General features: G+C 62.9%; 11 protein-coding genes and 1 pseudogene. 8 read left to right on the top strand and 4 right to left on the bottom strand.

Annotated elements, in window-relative coordinates:
* Nucleotides 1-99: 99 nt before the first annotated feature.
* From guaB to KUV74_RS07580, 3 genes are all read left to right on the top strand, one after another.
* Nucleotides 100-1,569, top strand: coding sequence for an IMP dehydrogenase (gene guaB / locus KUV74_RS07590; protein ID WP_222516027.1), 1,470 nt, complete (start codon nt 100-102; stop codon nt 1,567-1,569).
* 166 nt (nt 1,570-1,735) lie between these two features.
* Nucleotides 1,736-3,313, top strand: a complete 1,578-nt coding sequence (guaA, locus tag KUV74_RS07585) for a glutamine-hydrolyzing GMP synthase (RefSeq protein WP_045991086.1) — start codon at nt 1,736-1,738, stop codon at nt 3,311-3,313.
* Nucleotides 3,314-3,845: 532 nt separating this feature from the next.
* The gene (locus tag KUV74_RS07580; RefSeq protein WP_222516026.1) at nt 3,846-4,370 is read left to right on the top strand and encodes a helix-turn-helix transcriptional regulator; all 525 of its coding nucleotides are present in this window, start codon (nt 3,846-3,848) and stop codon (nt 4,368-4,370) included.
* A 179-nt stretch (nt 4,371-4,549) separates the two neighbouring features.
* Here the strand turns inward: KUV74_RS07580 and KUV74_RS07575 are convergent.
* Nucleotides 4,550-4,654: pseudogene (locus KUV74_RS07575) on the bottom strand (type II toxin-antitoxin system HigB family toxin); the annotation flags it as partial.
* A 107-nt stretch (nt 4,655-4,761) separates the two neighbouring features.
* Nucleotides 4,762-5,064, bottom strand: a complete 303-nt coding sequence (locus KUV74_RS07570; protein WP_045991267.1) for a hypothetical protein — start codon at nt 5,062-5,064, stop codon at nt 4,762-4,764.
* 268 nt (nt 5,065-5,332) lie between these two features.
* On the opposite strand from KUV74_RS07570, the gene KUV74_RS07565 reads away from it, so the two are divergent.
* Together KUV74_RS07565 and KUV74_RS07560 are read left to right on the top strand one after the other, a co-directional pair.
* A complete protein-coding gene (locus KUV74_RS07565; RefSeq protein ID WP_108132347.1) occupies nt 5,333-7,054 on the top strand; it encodes a GGDEF domain-containing protein in 1,722 nt (573 codons plus the stop codon).
* Nucleotides 7,055-7,202: 148 nt separating this feature from the next.
* Nucleotides 7,203-7,994, top strand: a complete 792-nt coding sequence (locus tag KUV74_RS07560) for an META domain-containing protein (RefSeq protein WP_222516025.1) — start codon at nt 7,203-7,205, stop codon at nt 7,992-7,994.
* Nucleotides 7,995-8,087: 93 nt separating this feature from the next.
* Here the strand turns inward: KUV74_RS07560 and KUV74_RS07555 are convergent, their stop codons facing one another.
* Both KUV74_RS07555 and KUV74_RS07550 read right to left on the bottom strand, forming a co-directional pair.
* On the bottom strand, nt 8,088-9,188 hold the full coding sequence (locus KUV74_RS07555) for a GGDEF domain-containing protein (RefSeq protein ID WP_222516024.1): 1,101 nt from the start codon (nt 9,186-9,188) through the stop codon (nt 8,088-8,090).
* A gap of 191 nt (nt 9,189-9,379) precedes the next feature.
* On the bottom strand, nt 9,380-10,099 hold the full coding sequence (locus KUV74_RS07550) for a YebC/PmpR family DNA-binding transcriptional regulator (protein ID WP_108132350.1): 720 nt from the start codon (nt 10,097-10,099) through the stop codon (nt 9,380-9,382).
* 156 nt (nt 10,100-10,255) lie between these two features.
* Between KUV74_RS07550 and KUV74_RS07545 the strand changes: the two genes are divergently transcribed.
* The 3 genes from KUV74_RS07545 to KUV74_RS07535 all read left to right on the top strand — a co-directional run bounded on the left by KUV74_RS07545 (nt 10,256) and on the right by KUV74_RS07535 (nt 16,562).
* A complete protein-coding gene (locus KUV74_RS07545) occupies nt 10,256-11,443 on the top strand; it encodes a M24 family metallopeptidase (RefSeq protein WP_222516023.1) in 1,188 nt (395 codons plus the stop codon).
* A gap of 69 nt (nt 11,444-11,512) precedes the next feature.
* Nucleotides 11,513-13,351 carry an ABC transporter ATP-binding protein gene (locus tag KUV74_RS07540; protein ID WP_108132352.1) on the top strand — a complete coding sequence of 613 codons (1,839 nt, stop codon included), beginning with the start codon at nt 11,513-11,515 and terminating at the stop codon, nt 13,349-13,351.
* A 181-nt stretch (nt 13,352-13,532) separates the two neighbouring features.
* Entirely contained in the window at nt 13,533-16,562 is a 3,030-nt protein-coding gene (locus tag KUV74_RS07535) for an EAL domain-containing protein (RefSeq protein WP_146164649.1), read from the top strand.
* Nucleotides 16,563-16,565 lie beyond the last annotated feature (3 nt).

The following is a 16,565-nucleotide window of genomic DNA, read 5'->3' as shown; positions in this document are numbered from 1 at the left end:
ATGTGTCAAGCTGGCACATTGCCGGAGGCCGGGGCGGAACGTTATAATGGGCGATTAACTTCTTCCCTCCCTCTAAAGCCTCAGTGGGTGTTGCCGATTATGCTACGTATGGCCCAAGAAGCACTTACGTTTGACGACGTATTGCTCGTTCCCGGCTATTCCGACGTTCTCCCCAAGGACGTCAGTCTCCGGACCCGCCTGACTCGCGACCTCTTCCTCAATATTCCCCTCGCCTCCGCCGCCATGGATACCGTCACCGAAGCCCGCCTGGCCATCGCCATGGCCCAGGAAGGTGGCATCGGCATCATCCACAAGAGCATGGGCATCGCTCAGCAGGCGCTGGAAGTGCGCAAGGTCAAGAAGCACGAGAGCGTCATCGTCAAGGATCCCGTCACCGTCGGACCCAAGGCCAAGCTGCAGGACCTGCTGGCGATGGCCAAGGAACACGGCTTCTCCGGCTTTCCGGTGGTCGAGGGCGAGACCCTGGTCGGCCTAGTGACCGAGCGTGACATGCGCTTCCAGCCCAACCATGGCGACAGCGTCGCCGACATCATGACCCCGAGCGATCGCCTGGTGACCGTGCTGGAAGGCACCCCGCTGGACGTCATCAAGGGCAAGATGCAGGAGCACCGGGTCGAGAAGATGCTGGTGGTGGACGGCGACTTCCGCCTGCGTGGCCTGGTGACCTTCCAGGACATCGAGAAGGCGCGCACCTTCCCCAGCGCCGCCAAGGACGCCGACGGCCGCCTGCTGGTCGGCGCCGCCGTGGGCACCGGTCCGGAAACCCCTGACCGGGTCAAGGCGTTGGCCGAAGCCGGTGTCGACGCCCTCGTCGTCGATACCGCCCACGGTCATTCCCGTGGCGTGATCGAGCGGGTGCGCTGGGTCAAGGAGCACTTCCCGCAGATCCAGGTCATCGGCGGCAACATCGCCACCGCCGACGCCGCCCGGGCGCTGGCCGAGGCCGGTGCCGACGCGGTCAAGGTGGGCATCGGTCCCGGCTCCATCTGCACCACCCGCATCGTCGCCGGTGTCGGCGTGCCGCAGATCACCGCGGTGTCCAACGTGGCCGAGGCGCTCAAGGAGTTCGACATCCCGCTGATCGCCGACGGTGGCGTGCGCTTCTCCGGTGACATCGCCAAGGCGGTGGCCGCCGGTGCCAGCTGCATCATGGTCGGTGGCCTGCTGGCCGGCACCGAGGAGGCGCCGGGCGAGGTCGAGCTGTTCCAGGGGCGTACCTACAAGGCCTACCGTGGCATGGGTTCCATGGGCGCCATGTCCCAGACCCAGGGCTCCAGCGACCGCTACTTCCAGGACAAGGACGACGGCGTCGAGAAGCTGGTGCCGGAAGGCATCGAAGGCCGGGTGCCCTACAAGGGCGTGATGGGTGCCATCGTGCACCAGCTGATGGGTGGCCTGCGTGCCTCCATGGGCTACACCGGCTGTGCCAGCATCGACGAGATGCGCACCAAGCCCGAGTTCGTCAAGATTACCGGCGCCGGCTTCAACGAGTCCCACGTTCACGACGTCCAGATCACCAAGGAAGCGCCCAACTATCGAGCAGGGTAGGCGCTGACGTGACGCGCCAGGCGTATCGCACCAGACGCGTTGCACCAGAGGGCGCGCGGGGCGACTCGCCCCTCGTCACCCTGAGCTGGAAGCGGTCCGCCGCTTCCAGCTTTTCGCTTTTCGATTGCTCGGCCCACCGGCCCCACTGCCTGCAAGGTAAGTCCCCATGACCGATATCCACGCCCACAAGATCCTGATCCTCGACTTCGGCTCCCAGTACACCCAGCTGATCGCTCGCCGGGTTCGCGAGATCGGCGTCTACTCCGAGATTCGCGCCTTCGACATCACCGAGGAGGAGATCCGCGAGTATCGCCCCAACGGCATCATCCTGGCCGGTGGCCCGGAGTCGGTGACCGAGCTGGACTCGCCGCGGGCGCCGGCCTGCGTGTTCGAGATGGGGCTGCCGGTGTTCGGTATCTGCTACGGCATGCAGACCATGGCCGAGCAGCTGGGTGGCAAGGTCGAGGGCTCCAATAAGCGCGAGTTCGGCTACGCCCAGATCCGCCTGGACGCCGAGACGGCGCTGTTCAAGGACATCAAGGATCACGTCGATCCAGACAGCGGACGCGGCCTTTTGGACGTGTGGATGAGTCACGGTGACAAGGTCGCCCAGGTGCCGGAGACCTTCACCGTCACCGCCTCCACCCCGAGCTGCCCGATCGCTGCCATGGCCTGGGAGGAAAAGCGCTTCTACGGCGTACAGTTCCACCCCGAGGTCACCCACACCCTGCAGGGTCAGCGCATCCTCGAGCACTTCGTGCTGGAGATCTGTGGCGCCGAGCGCAACTGGACGCCGGCCAAGATTATCGAGGACCAGATCGCCCGGGTGCGTGACCAGGTCGGTGACCGTCACGTGCTGCTGGGACTGTCAGGCGGGGTCGACTCCTCGGTGGTCGCGGCCCTGTTGCACAAGGCCATCGGCGATCAGCTGACCTGCGTGTTCGTCGACAACGGCCTGCTGCGCAAGAACGAAGGCGATCAGGTGATGGAGACCTTCGCCCAGCACATGGGCGTGCGGGTGATCCGCGTCGACGCCGAAGAGCTGTTCCTCGGCAAGCTCGAAGGTGAGGCCGACCCCGAAGCCAAGCGCAAGATCATCGGCAACACCTTCATCGACGTCTTCGACAGCGAAGCGGCCAAGATCGAGGGTGTGGACTTCCTGGCCCAGGGCACCATCTACCCGGACGTGATCGAGTCGGCCGCCGCCAAGACCGGCAAGGCCCACGTGATCAAGTCCCACCACAACGTCGGTGGCCTGCCGGAGACGATGAAGCTCAAGCTGGTCGAGCCGCTGCGTGAGCTGTTCAAGGACGAGGTGCGCAAGCTCGGCCTGGAACTCGGCCTGCCCTACGACATGGTCTACCGTCACCCCTTCCCGGGGCCGGGCCTGGGCGTGCGTATCCTCGGCGAGGTCAAGAAGGAGTACGCCGACATCCTGCGCGAGGCCGACGCCATCTTCATCGAAGAGCTGCACAATTCCGGCTGGTACCACAAGACCAGCCAGGCCTTCGCGGTGTTCCTGCCGGTCAAGTCCGTCGGTGTGGTCGGTGATGGCCGCCGCTACGAATGGGTCATCGCCCTGCGTGCCGTCGAGACCATCGACTTCATGACCGCCCGCTGGGCGCACCTGCCCTACGAACTGCTGGAGAAGGTCTCCAACCGCATCATCAACGAACTGTCCGGAGTCTCCCGCGTCACCTACGACGTCTCGTCCAAGCCGCCGGCGACGATCGAGTGGGAATGATCCCTTCTCCGACGACCTGACGGCGTCGGTGCAATGTTCGAAAACCACAACACCCGCCATCTGGCGGGTGTTGTGCGTTCAGGTGCAGATGATGGGCCCTGGCCAGGCGGGCCATCTGACTTGCTCCAACGCGGTGGTGCCCGGTACCGGCTCTCGATCTGTCATGGCGTGGGTGTCGATGAATACGCTGAAACAGGTGAGTTTGATGGTTATTGATCCCCTGTGGGAAGGAACGCTACTGCTGGTCCCCATCCCCCCTCACCATGTCCGTATTGGCGCCGGCTTGATTGAAGCCGTCGTACACCCTTGGTGACTGGGGTGAAGCCATCGCGAAGGAGTTTTTCTGGCACAAGGGGCGGGTGAGGGTTGTCAGTTGACAACCATGAGTGGCCGTTCCCATACTGGAGGCAAGGAATGACTCGTCCATCGCACCCGAAAAAGGAGATCGAAGCCGCGATCAGGCACGCGGAAGGGGAGGGCTGGCGAGTTGAAGTGGGGGCGCCGGGGTGAGTCGGAATCGGAGGATTGAGCCGTGGAGTATATTTTTACACTGAAATACCAACTGGCTGACCACGACTGCGACCCGGATGCCCTGGTGGAGCGCCTTGGCGCTGCGGGTTGTGATGATGCTCTGGTGGGCGTGGGACTGCCGGGGCGCCTGGCGCTGGAATTTTCCCGGGAAGCAGACAGTGCCGAAGTGGCGATGCGCTCTGCCTTGTCCGACGTCAAGAGCGCCGTGTCGTCGGCACGTCTTGTCGAGGCTTCGCCGGACCTGGTGGGTTTGACCGATGTGGCGGATGTTGTGGGTGTTTCCCGACAGGCAATGCGCAAGTTGATGCTTTCCCACCGAGCGACGTTTCCCGTTCCGGTTCACGAAGGTAGCGCCTCGATCTGGCATCTCGCCGAGGTGCTTGAGTGGCTCAAGGGCAGGGGAGGCTACACGATAGATGCCGGTGTGCTGGAAGTGGCGAAGGTGGCTTTGACGGTGAATATTGCCAAGGAGACCCAGCGCCACCCCGTGCATACCGGTGGGGATATGGAGCTTCTGACCGCCTAGTCCTTCTTAATAGCCCGTCGGGGCATCGTAATGATCTTCCCTGGTTCTCTCACCAGCAAGGATACGTCATGTGTGTGGGTGAGGATGATCGGCGGCGACGTTTCTATGCGTGTTCCTTGGGTGGTTTGATGAGTGCTTCGGCTGGAATACCCAGCCCCTGGTGAAGCTTCCATATCATTTCTGTATGCGTAGTTGATCCAGACGACGAGTCGATACTTGTTTCCAGCGATATTGAACACCGCCCGACCATCTTTGAGAATGCTGGCGTTTCTGAAATCGAGCTTCCACAAACCACAACACCCGCCACTTGGCGGGTGTTGTGCGTTCAGGTGCAGACGATTGGCCCGGGCCTGGCGCACCATCAAGCCGCGCCGGTCGGGGACTCTGTCGTTCAATCGCTCTCGTACAGTTCTGCCTTGGCGTCACGCATGATGTCCTCGCAGGCGGCCTGCTGGGCCAGCTCGGTCATCAGGGTCTGGGAAAGGGCAAAGCCCTTGCCCAGGCAACGATCCACATCGTCCTTGGCGATGGAGGGCTGGACATCCACATCCAGAATCAGGGTGCGGCGGCCTCCTTCGAGACGGTCTGCCATCTGCCTGAGCTGCCAGGCCAGGCGATTCTTCCAGCTTGCGGTCTGCTCTGCGCCCTCGGTCACGTTGAGGGTACATTGCCACTGAGGTTTGTAGACCTTCATGTGAACCTCCTTGCTGGTGAAGTGAGCGATCTCCTGTTCTTTCATCACGTTCAGGTCCCAGCATACTCGCATATGACGTCCTTGCCACTCCCTCCCTCGGGGGCGCTACCTCAACCCTGTTGGGTCGTCTCGTGTAAGTGAGTCCTTGCTGGGGGATTTGGGCACTATCCTTCCTCTGGGTTGAAACTTCGCTGGCGGCACAGTGCCGCAGGAAAGGTATGCCGGAAGGAAGCGGCTACACTGAGTCTGGGCGACAAGGAGTGCTGCGATGCAGTGGGGCGGCGGAGGTGAGTCGGGCAGAGGCATGGGGCGGCTTTGGCTTTTGTTGACCGCGATGGTGGTGCTGCTGGCGTGGGAGCTGGCGGGGGAGGCCTCACGCCCACAGCCCAATGTGTCGCTGTGGGTACTCGACCACCAGGGGCAGCAACCACCGGAGAAAGGAGCGCTTTCTACGGTTACCGCAGAGTCTCTCGATGAGCAGGTCAGCCTGGGACTCAAGGCGCATCCGGTATGGCTGCGACTGAGGGTGGTGGGTGCTCTGCCCGGGCAGCGCCTGGTGCTGTCCAATCCTCTGGTTCAGGGAGTCGAGCTGCTGGTCTGTGACGACTCGGGGTGTCGCCCCGTCGCGAGGGAGACGCATTTTGCCGATGATCCGGGGCTCGCTGCTGCCTTGCCCCAGTTCCGCTTGCCTGTGGCAACGAATGAACTGCTGTTGCGCGTCGAGACCGATCAGGCGATACGCTTCAATGTGCAGGTACTGGATGACGTCGATCTACACCGTTACTGGCGTGACTTGTTGCTGGGGCAGGGGCTCTATTTCGGCTTGATTGCGGGCCTGGTGATCTACAACAGCCTTCTACTGTTCAGTCTTCGCGATACCAACTACCTCTGGTATCTGGGGTTCTTGAGTGGAGCGGGCGCTTACTTCTTGTGTCAGAACGGCTTGCTGCTGCTTTATTTTCCGCAGATGGGGGCACGCCTGAACGAGGCCTTGCTGCTGACGGCCCTGTCGGTGATCAGCATCTGTGGGTTGCAGTTCTGCCGGCGTTTTCTGATGACGGCGCGCCAGGACCCGAGAGTGGACTCGTTGATGCGGTGGCTGTGCTGGCTCCTGGCGCTGGCCGCCGCCATCGCCTGGCTGCTGCCGAGCTTCTTGACCGTGGTGTTCTATTCGCTGCTGGGGGTGCTGACGCTAACGGCTTTTCTGCTGTCGTCGGTGCGTGGCTTGTGGCGTGGCTTTCGCCCCGCTCAGTGGCTGTTGATGGCATGGTCGGTGCTGGTGGTCGGGGTGGTCCTGTTGCTGCTGGTGACCTATGGGTTGTCCCCCCACAACTTCTGGACGCTGCACGGTTTCCAGATCGGTTCCGCGCTGGAGGCCATCCTCTTGTCGCTGGCCCTGGCCGATCGCATCAGTCTGTTGCAGCGCGAGCGAGAGACGCTGCTGGAGGAGAAGGCGCGGTTGCACGGCATGAGCTATCTCGATGGTCTTACTGGTGTGCACAATCGCCGCTATCTCGATGAAGCCTTGCCCGCTGCGGTGGCCCAGGCCGAGGTAAGCGGGCGACCACTGTCGTTGATCATGCTGGATATCGATAACTTCAAGCGATTCAACGATGGCTGGGGGCATGCCGAAGGTGATCGCGCGCTGCAGCATCTGGGCAAGGTGATCGAGGAGGTCGTGCGCGACATCGATCCGGTGTGTCGTTACGGGGGAGAAGAGTTCGTGATTCTGCTCAAGGAGCGCGACGAGCATCAGGCGCTGGATATCGCCGAACGCATTCGCAAGGGTCTGGCGACAACGCCCTTGACGCTGCTCACCGGAGAGCAGGTGTTGTTGACCTGTACTCTGGGGGTGGCCAAACGACTGGAGGGCGAGAGCGCCTCAGCACTGTTGCGGCGGGCCGACCAGGCGCTGTATCGAGGCAAGTACGCCGGCCGCGATCGGGTGGTGCTGAATGCCTCCGGTGGCGTCGCCTCGACAACCTCATGAAGGTACCTTCTGAAGTCTGGCGTCTGGCCGGTTCCCTGATCTTCGACATGCGCAGGCGGGGAACCCTTGGCAGGATGGCGGTCCAAGATGCGTCACATGTTGCCACAGCCGTGTGCCAGCATCGTTTCTTCAACACCAAGGGGGCACCATGAAACCGACTCCAGGAACTCTACGCCAGTCGCGTCTGTGGGGGACGGCCTGGCTGTTGCTGCTGATGGCCGGTTGTACCGGGGCGTCGTCGAGTGGCACCGGGTCGAGCGAGTCGTTCCAGGCAGAGGCGTCCAGCCTGGCGCCACTTCCTGCGAGCTTTCGTGGTGAAGTGTCCTGTGATGACTGCAAGGCGGTACGTCTCGATCTGGCGCTCGATGACGGGGGGCGATATCTGCTCAAGGAGACCCACCTGGGACCCGGCGAGCAACCTCGCCGCCGCCACCGTGGTCAGTGGCAGTTGACGGATGGCGAACTGGCGCTGGGCGAGCCTGCCCCGGAGGCGGCGCAGCGGTGGCAAGTCGCGCAGGGTGGCGATCTTGTGTCGCAGGCGACGCGTACGCCAGATGGCGAGGCTGCCCGCCTGGCGCGTCTGCCCGAACCGCTGCACGAACCACTGGAAGAGCGCTACTGGAAGCTGGTGCAAGTCGACGGAGAAGTCGCTGTCGACGGTTCTGCGCATATCGTGCTGCACACCCAGGAGGGTCGCCTGGCCGGATCCGGAGGGTGCAACCGCCTGATGGGAAGTTACCAGCGGGAGGGGGATGCGCTGTCGCTGGCTCCGCTGGCCACTACCAGGAAGGCCTGCCAGGGGCCTGTCATGGCCCAGGAGCGCGCGCTGGTCGAGGCACTGGGGGCCACTAGAGCGTTTCGTCTGCTGGCCGATGAGCTTGAACTGCTCGATGAAAACGACAAGGTGCTGGCCCGGTTCGAGGTGGTGCACCTGACCTGAGTCCTGCCTGAAGGCAGGCTTTGACGGGCGGCATTGGATTGGCGTGGGAGCGACGACCTGGCGCTGTTCGGGTGGTCGCTTGGCGCTTGCCGGCTAGAGCGGCGGAGGGACCTGCTCCTCTGACTCATCGCTGATGATCCGGTCCCGACCTTCGGCCTTGGCTCGGTAAAGCAGGTGATCGGCGCGATTGATCAGCAGATCATAGTGCATGCCGGGCGTATGGCTGGTCACGCCGACGCTGACGGTCAAGGAAATGACGTCGCCGTTGTGCATGATGGGCAGGCTGCGAAGGCGCTCCTGGAAACCTTCGAGCACCGGCAGGATCTCGTTCAAGTCGGCGCCGGGGAAGATCAGCAGGAATTCCTCGCCGCCCCAGCGGCAGAGTACATCCGAGCGGCGAAAGTGGCGCACCAGCAAATCGGAAATCTGGATCAGGCACTGGTCGCCGACCTTGTGCCCATGCTTGTCGTTGATCAGCTTGAAATGATCGATATCGATCAGCGCGAGGCTGTAGGGCGTGTTGGTGCCATCCTGTCTGTCGCCTGACAACTGGCGCAGGTATTCGCCGGCAAAACGACGGTTGTGCAGGCCGGTGAGGGCATCACGGGTCGCCATGCTGGTCAGCGTTTCTTCCTGGGTCTCGTAGACGTGGCGGGCCAGCATGGCGAAGCCGACCATGGTGAACAGCGCACAGGAGAGGTTCAGGGTCGCCAGCATCAGCGGGAAGCCGGGGCCGCTTTCCAGCGGAAACATCTGGGACAGCGGGAACTCCAGGAACAGGAAGATCAGCATCCCCATCAGGCCGAGCACCAGCGCGACCCACTTGACCGAGTGGGTGACGGCCGCCCAGCAGGACAGTGTCAGCAGGTAGAAGTGATAGCCGGCGGAGGTACCCAGGATCACGGTGGCGATGATGGCGTGGCAGTAAGCCTCGGTGGTGATCAGGTAGACCGCGCGGTCCTGCTCGCCATGTTGATTGGCGAGATAGGCGCCAAGCCACATGGCCACGCTGATCACGTTGATCAGTGCCAGCAGCGAGTGATCGAGCACCCAGAACAGTGGAATGAAGAGGAAGTGCACCGCCGCACCCATCAGACTGGCCCAGCGGGTGAGCAGGTGCTTGCGAAGATTGCGGTGTCGAATGTTGTCCGGGCGTTGTGCGGCAGCCTGGGTCAGGGTTGAAAATGGGGCCATGCACGGAAACTCGCTCTCGGTGGAAGTAGTCGTCGAAGCGTTCCAACGAACGGTAGAGTCCTCGCAGTTCTATCGAATCCCATGCCCGGAAGCAGTGTCAGGGCAGGGCTCATGCCTGGGTACGAGCCCCTGCCGGGCACTGCGATGCTACTTAACTGTAGCAGTTTCGTCAGTCGAAAGGCGTCGATGCGCTAGGGTAATTCAGCGCTGTGGTAAACGTTCTGGACGTCATCGAGGTCGTTGAGCATGTCGAGCAGTTTTTCGAACATGGCCAGGTCATCCCCCTCCACCGGCGTGGTGGCCTGGGGCAGGAACTGGATCTCGTCGATCTCGAACTCCTCGGCGCCGAGGGATTCGCGCAGCGCCTGACGCGCCTTGGCGTAGTCGGTCGGCGGAGCAAACACGGTGATCAGGCCGTTCTCGTTCTCGATGTCGGTGACATCCACGTCGGCTTCCATCAAGGCTTCCAGCGCGGCTTCTTCATCCTCGCCGGTGTAGGCGAGGATCGCCAGATGGTCGAACATGTGGCTGACGCTGCCCGGTGTGCCGATCTTGCTCTTGGTCTTGGTGAAGCAGGCACGAACGTCGCCGAAGGTCCGGTTGGGATTGTCGGTCAGACATTCGACGATCACCATGGCGTTGCCGGGACCGAAGCCCTCATAGCGTGCCAGCGAGTAGTCCTCGCCGCCGACGCCCGACGCCTTCTCCAGCGCCCGATCGATGACATGACCCGGTACCTGGTCCTTCTTGGCGCGGTCGAGAAGGCTGCGCAGCGACAGATTGGCGTTCGGATCGACGCCTCCGGACTTGGCGCAGACGTAGATCTCGCGTCCGTACTTGCTGTAGACCTTGGTCTTGGCGGCGGCCGTCTTGGCCATGGATTCCTTGCGGTTCTGGAAGGCCCTGCCCATTGCGTATTCCTGTGGCGTGTCTACACGAGTCTGGAATTCTACGAGAGTCCGCCCCTCGGCGAGAAGTCTTATTTCCCCTCGGCTTGCCCGGGATCGCCTGGAAGACGAACCGGCTTGACTGTCTACACTGTGGTGAATCGATCAAGGAGACGGCCCATGGATCACCATCAGTACCGCCAGGCCCTGGCGGTAGAGCACGCCGGAAGCGAACTGCCGTTTGCCGCCGAGGAGTTCGATCGCCGGCTGGCGCGCGCTCGCGATGCCATGCAGCGACAGGGGCTGGACGCCCTGCTGCTGTGCCAGGCGGCGGACATCTTCTATCTGTGTGGCTATCACACCTTCGAAGTCTCCGTGCACGCGGCCCTGGTGGTCACCCCTTCGCGCACGCTGCTGCAGGTGGCGTCCATCGAGACCGGGCCCGCCGTGGTAACGGCGAGGGTCGATGAAGTGGTCGGCTATCGCTGGGAAGCCCTCGATGAGGTGATCGATCCGTTGGCTGACGCCTTGGCGGACAGTCACGACATCGGCATCGATGGCAGCAGTAGCGGTCTACGGTTTGGCCTGATGCGTCATCTGCAGGGGCGACTCGGTGGCGATCGCTTCCATGATCGTGCCGGTGGCCTGATGGCGAGCCTGAGACTGGTCAAGAGCGACGCCGAACTCGATTGCCTGACGCGCAGCGCCAAGATGACATCGCTTGGGCTTGCGCGTGCCATCGAGGTGGTCGAGCCCGGTGTCACCGACAACCAGGTGGCCGCCGTCGGTGCCCAGGTGATGCTCGAGGCCGGCAGCGAATTTTTCAGCCTGGCCCCGATCGTCACCAGCGGGTCGCGCAGTGGCATCATCCACGTCAACCACAAGCGCCGGGGCATCGCTTCGGGCGATGCGGTGTTCCTCGAGTTTGGTGCTGTCTGGCAGCGCTACACCGCGCCGACCATGCGCACGGTGGTGGTCGGGCCGATCAGCGACGAGATGCGCCTCGCCGCCGACCTGTGTGTCGAGATGGAGGCCCGCATGTGCGAGGCCATGACGCCGGGCACACCTTTCGAAGACGTCGCCCGGCTCGCCGATGCTATCCTGGCGCCACACCGCGAACGCTTCTTCCATTCGGGGGTTTACGGCTACGCGGTCGGTGCCCAGTTTCCGCCGAGCTGGGTGGAAGGCACTGGTTTTCTCGCCGCCGGGCAGACCACACCGCTTGCCCGCAACATGGTCTTCCACCTGCCGCTGTGTCTGCGCTTGCCGGGAGGTTTTGGCATCGGTCTAAGCAATACGGTGAGGGTCAGCGATCGAGGCGCGATGCGCCTGACCGACCACGACATGGCACTGGTGCACCGACCCTGACAGGACACGCCGCATGAACGGCACAAGGGTATGATGAGCGGCTGGCGTCATGCGATACGAGAGCGGAACATGCTGCGTTTTTTCGAGAGGCTGGTGGATCCCTATCCCGACCAGCCTGAGTCGGTACCCGCGGACCGGTTGTGGCCCTTCGTGCTCCACTACTCGCGTCCCTTCACCGGGCTGTTGGCGGCCATGGCGGTGGTCACGGCGCTGGTCTCCATCGCCGAGGTGGTGTTCTTCACCGCCATGGGCGAACTGGTGGACTGGCTGGCCGAAGCCGACCGTGAGGGCTTTGTCGACACCCACCTGACCAGCTTGATCGGCCTGGGAGCGGCGGTGCTGGCAGGACTGCCACTTCTGGTGTTTTTGCTGTCGTTGATCACCCACCAGGGAATCTTCGGCAACTACCCCATGCTCGGGCGCTGGCTCTCCCATCGGCTGATGCTCGAGCAGAGCCTGTCGTTCTTTCATGACGAGTTTGCCGGGCGCGTCTCGCAGAAGGTGATGCAGACCGCGCTGGCCATGCGCGAGACCGTCACCAAGGTGCTCGACATGCTGGTCTATGTGCTGGTGTATTTCACCGGCGCGCTGGTGGTGCTGGGGGCCGCCGAGCCCTGGTTGATGGCTCCTCTGGTGCTATGGCTTGCGGGCTACCTGGCATTGATGAGGGTTTTTATCCCCCGGCTGCGCCGAGTGTCCATGGCCCAGGCGGACGCGCGGGCGGTGATGACCGGGCGGGTCGTGGACAGCTACAGCAATATCCAGACGATCAAGCTGTTTGCCGATGCCGGGGCGGAGCGGGCCTACGCCCGGGAAGCCATGGATGGCTTCATGGGAACGGTACATCGGCAGATGCGCCTGGCCACCTGGCTATCGGTGTCGTTGGCGACCCTCAATACCCTGCTGCTGGTGGGTATGGCGGGACTGGTCGTACTGGCCTGGTATCACCGCTGGGTGTCCCTTGGTGAAACGGCGGTGGCGATCGGTCTGGTCATGCGGGTGCGCTCCATGTCCGACTGGATCCTGTGGGAAGTCGCTGGCCTGTTCGAGAATGTCGGCACCGTTCAGGACGGTATCAACACCCTGTCGCGTATCCCCGAAGTGCAGGATCGACCAGCGGCCCCTGCGCTGCGGGTCCAGCACGGCGAGATTCGTTTCGAGGACGTGGTCTTTGGCTACGCCCGGGGAAGCCAGGTGGGCCCCAGGGTGTTCGACGGTTTCGATCTGAACATTTCCCCGGGCGAAAAGGTGGGCATCATCGGCCGCTCCGGCGCCGGCAAGTCGACCCTGGCGTCGCTGCTGATGCGCTTTCATGATCTGCAGGCCGGGCAGATAACGATCGATGGTCAGAATATCGCCGAGGTCACCCAGGCATCGCTGCGTCGACAGATCGGTATGGTGACCCAGGATACTTCCCTGCTGCATCGATCGCTGCGCGAGAATCTGACCTACGGTTGTCGAGACTGCAGCGAAGAAAGGTTGTGGCAGGCGGTGCGTCAGGCGCATGTTCACGAGTTTATCGAGGATCTGGTCGATCCTCATGGGCGTCGGGGCCTGGATGCCCAGGTGGGAGAGCGCGGTGTGACCCTGTCCGGGGGGCAGCGCCAGCGGATCGCCATCGCTCGGGTGTTGCTCAAGGATGCGCCGATCCTGGTGCTCGACGAGGCCACCTCGGCGCTGGACTCCGAGGTGGAAGCGGCAATTCAGCAGCATCTCTATACCCTGATGGAGGGCAAGACCGTCATCGCCATTGCCCATCGTCTGTCGACCATCGCCATGCTCGATCGACTGGTAATCATCGACAAGGGGCGCATCGTCGAGATGGGTGAGCACGAATCTTTGCTGGCCCGGGATGGCCTCTATGCTTCCCTGTGGCGCCGCCAGGTCGGAGGTTTTCTGGGGGAATGATGGACCATGGTCAGCTTGGTGTGATCAAGAAACTAGGCGGTTTAATGCGCGAGTGGTGCGCAAGTACTGCGCAAGTAGCGCAGGGTTGGCTATGATCACTCGTCCATGCCCAAGACAGTCGACGGAATCTGGATGCGCACCTTCCACATGAATGCTCTAGAGGCGAAACGACGACGTGTCCGTGTCAGTTGATCCATCCCCCTTTGTGACGAATGCGTCCGACTCGGGGCGTCGTCGTGCCATTGCGCTCTATGTGACCGCCTTGATGCTGCTGGTCGCCAGCATCGTGTGGACCCTCAGGGGCCAGTATCTGGCCGAGGTGGAGCGTGTGGAGCAACGTCTCGACGCGCGAGCGGAGGTGGTCGAGGCGCTGGTGGCCGAGCCTTTTGACGTCGCGACTCACGCGCTTGCCGGGCTACTGGCTCTCGATGAAATGATCAATCCTGCCGGCAATGGACCGCCGATGGCACCCTTGCTCAGGGAGCGAACCAGGTCCCTTCCCCTGGTAGAAGACCTGGCGATCCTCTCGGACCCGACAAGCGCAGAAGCTCGCTTTTTCGAGGGTTGGTTACCCCAGGATGCGTTTCTTCGACAGTTGGCCGGATTGAGGAGGGGAGAGACCCTGGTCTCGTCTCTGCACTATTCGCCGTCTGCCGGCGAATATCGCATGACTCTGGTGCAACGGAGCACGGCAGAGACCACTCAGATGCATGTTGCCATGGCATCGATCGACCCTCGGCCCCTGGCGGAAGCGATCAAGGGGTTCGGCCTGATGCAGGGAGAAAGCATCGCCCTGGTCGACAGCGAGGCACGGCTGGTGGTCCGCGTGCCTGCGGCTGGGCTGGCGCCGGGAGAATTGGTGTCGCAGGCGGGAAGTCGATCGCTGACCGCGGACGCGCCGGATACGCTTCACTTTCGTCAGCAATCCCCGCTGGATGGTCAGGAGCGGTTGTTCGTGGCGAGGCGAGTGGCCGAACTGCCTCTGTGGCTGGTGCTGGGCTACAGTCACGAGGCGTTGCTGTCGGGCTGGAGCCAGCGCCTGTGGCCACTGGTAGTGCTGGGGGCGTTGCTGGCCCTGCTCGGATTATGGTTGCTGCGTCACGTGCTGGCGCAGGGGCGTGCCCAGCTGGCGTTGCAGGGGGAGGTGGTCGAACGGCAGCGCGCCGAACAGGCCGCCCACCGCCGTGAAGCTCGCTTGAAGGCGTTGATCGGTTCCATGCAGGACCTGGTACTGGTGCTGGATCGCGGTGGCCACTTCTCCTTTGTCCATGCCGGAGACGAAGCCTTGCTGCTGGCACCGCCGGAGGTCCTGGTCGGCAGCCACTACCGCGCCTTTCTGCCGCCGGACATCGCTAGACGTCTGGACGAGGCGCTGGCCGAGGTGGCGGCCAGCGGTGAAGTACGTCGGTTTGATTATTCTCTGAGCGTAGGTGGCGGCCCCCGTGACTTCAGTGCATTGATCAGTCCGCTGCTCAGCGGTGATGGGGAGCATGACGGTGTCCTGCTGGTAGTGCGTGATGTCACCCTGGAGCGGTTGCATCAGGCCAACATGAGCATTGCCGCGGTAGCCTTCGAGACCCACCTGGGCATGATGATCACCGATGTCGATGGCCGCATTCTCAAGGTCAATCGGACCTTTACCGACATCACCGGCTATCGCGAAGACGAGGTCCAGGGGAGTCGCCCAGACATCCTGCGCTCGGGGCGACATGACGAACACTTCTATCGACAGCTATGGCAGCGGATCGGCGATACCGGTGCCTGGCAGGGCGAGATCTGGAATCGTCGCAAGAGCGGAGACATCTATCCTCAATGGCTGACCATCAGCGCGGTGCGTGACGAGCGGGGCCAGCTGCGCAACTACGTGGCGACGCTCAGCGACATCACCGAGCGCAAGGCGGCGGAGGAAGAAATTCATCAGCTTGCCTTCTTCGACCCGCTGACGGGCCTGGCCAATCGACGCCTGCTGCTCGATCGACTCGGCGAAAAACTGGAACGTTGTCAGCGGGATGGCTGTTACGGCGCACTGCTGCTCATTGATTTCGATAACTTCAAGCAGGTCAACGATACCCTCGGCCACCACGGCGGTGACGAGCTGCTCAGAGAAGCCGCCCGTCGCTTCGAGTCGGTATTGCGCGAGGAGGATACCCTGGCACGCCTCAGCGCCGATGAGTTCGTGGTGGTCCTCGAAGGCGTGGGCGTGGAACTCGAGACCGCGGTGCGCGTGGCCGATACCGTTGCTCGCAAGCTGCTGAACACGCTGGATATGCCGGTCTGGATCGAAGGACGTCCGGTGTCGCCGAATGCGCGCGTCGGTATCAGTCCGTTTCGCGACGAGGTCTCTCGCGAACGGTTGTTGCAGCAGGCCGACATGGCCTTGTTCCAGGCCAAGAGTCAGACCGCCAGCGACGTCTGCTTCTTCGACCCGGGGATGCAGCGACGGATGCAGCAGCGTGCTCAGCTATACGAAGACCTGCTTGGCGCGCTGGCACGCTCTGAGCTGTATCTGGTCTACCAGAAGCAGGTCGATCAGCTTGATTGTGTCACCGGGGTCGAGGCGCTGATCCGCTGGCGACACCCCGACAGGGGCCTCGTTCCGCCGTCCGAGTTCATTCCGCTGGCCGAGGAGCGCCCACTGATCCATGAACTCGGTCTCTGGGTCATCGAGCAGGCCTGCCTGACGCTGGTGGATTGGGTGCAGCAGGGTGATGACAGCACCAGGACCGTGTCGGTCAACGTCAGTCCCAGGCAGTTTCAGGATCCCGGCTTCGTTGCCCGGGTCAGTGATATCCTCGCGCGCACCGGGGCGCCGGCCCGGCGTCTCAAGCTTGAGGTGACCGAGTCGCTGTTCGTGGCGGATCGCGACGGGGTCGAGCGCACCATGACGCGGCTCAAGGCACTGGGCGTGACCTTCGCGCTGGACGACTTCGGCACCGGCTACTCGTCGCTGGCCTATTTGAAGCGTCTGCCGCTGGACGAGCTGAAGATCGACCAGTCCTTCGTTCGCGACGTGCTCGACAACGCCACCAGCTCCGCCATCGTGGCAAGCACCATTGCTCTGGCTCGCAGCCTGGGGCTTGATGTGATTGCCGAGGGAGTGGAGTCAGCGGAGCAGCGGGACTGGCTTCATCGACACGGTTGCCACCGCTACCAGGGCTTTTTGTACGGACAGCCGGCGCCGCTGTCCGAGCTTGATTTCTCGACCTTGTAAGCG

Origin of the sequence: Halomonas sp. DP1Y21-3 (assembly GCF_019801245.1) — a bacterium.
Taxonomy (GTDB): Bacteria; Pseudomonadota; Gammaproteobacteria; order Pseudomonadales; family Halomonadaceae; genus Halomonas; species Halomonas litopenaei.
The sequence above is the reverse complement of the archived record's forward strand: the minus strand, read 5'-3'. Positions and strand labels throughout refer to the sequence as shown.

Bases quoted from the DNA above. Each gene is read 5' to 3' on its own strand.
- KUV74_RS07570 (WP_045991267.1), bottom strand. From the start codon at position 5,064: ATGAAGGTCTACAAACCTCAGTGGCAATGTACCCTCAACGTGACCGAG.
- KUV74_RS07540 (WP_108132352.1), top strand. From the start codon at position 11,513: ATGCTGCGTTTTTTCGAGAGGCTGGTGGATCCCTATCCCGACCAGCCT.
- guaA (WP_045991086.1), top strand. From the start codon at position 1,736: ATGACCGATATCCACGCCCACAAGATCCTGATCCTCGACTTCGGCTCC.
- KUV74_RS07545 (WP_222516023.1), top strand. From the start codon at position 10,256: ATGGATCACCATCAGTACCGCCAGGCCCTGGCGGTAGAGCACGCCGGA.
- KUV74_RS07550 (WP_108132350.1), bottom strand. From the start codon at position 10,099: ATGGGCAGGGCCTTCCAGAACCGCAAGGAATCCATGGCCAAGACGGCC.
- KUV74_RS07560 (WP_222516025.1), top strand. From the start codon at position 7,203: ATGAAACCGACTCCAGGAACTCTACGCCAGTCGCGTCTGTGGGGGACG.
- KUV74_RS07565 (WP_108132347.1), top strand. From the start codon at position 5,333: ATGCAGTGGGGCGGCGGAGGTGAGTCGGGCAGAGGCATGGGGCGGCTT.
- KUV74_RS07555 (WP_222516024.1), bottom strand. From the start codon at position 9,188: ATGGCCCCATTTTCAACCCTGACCCAGGCTGCCGCACAACGCCCGGAC.
- guaB (WP_222516027.1), top strand. From the start codon at position 100: ATGCTACGTATGGCCCAAGAAGCACTTACGTTTGACGACGTATTGCTC.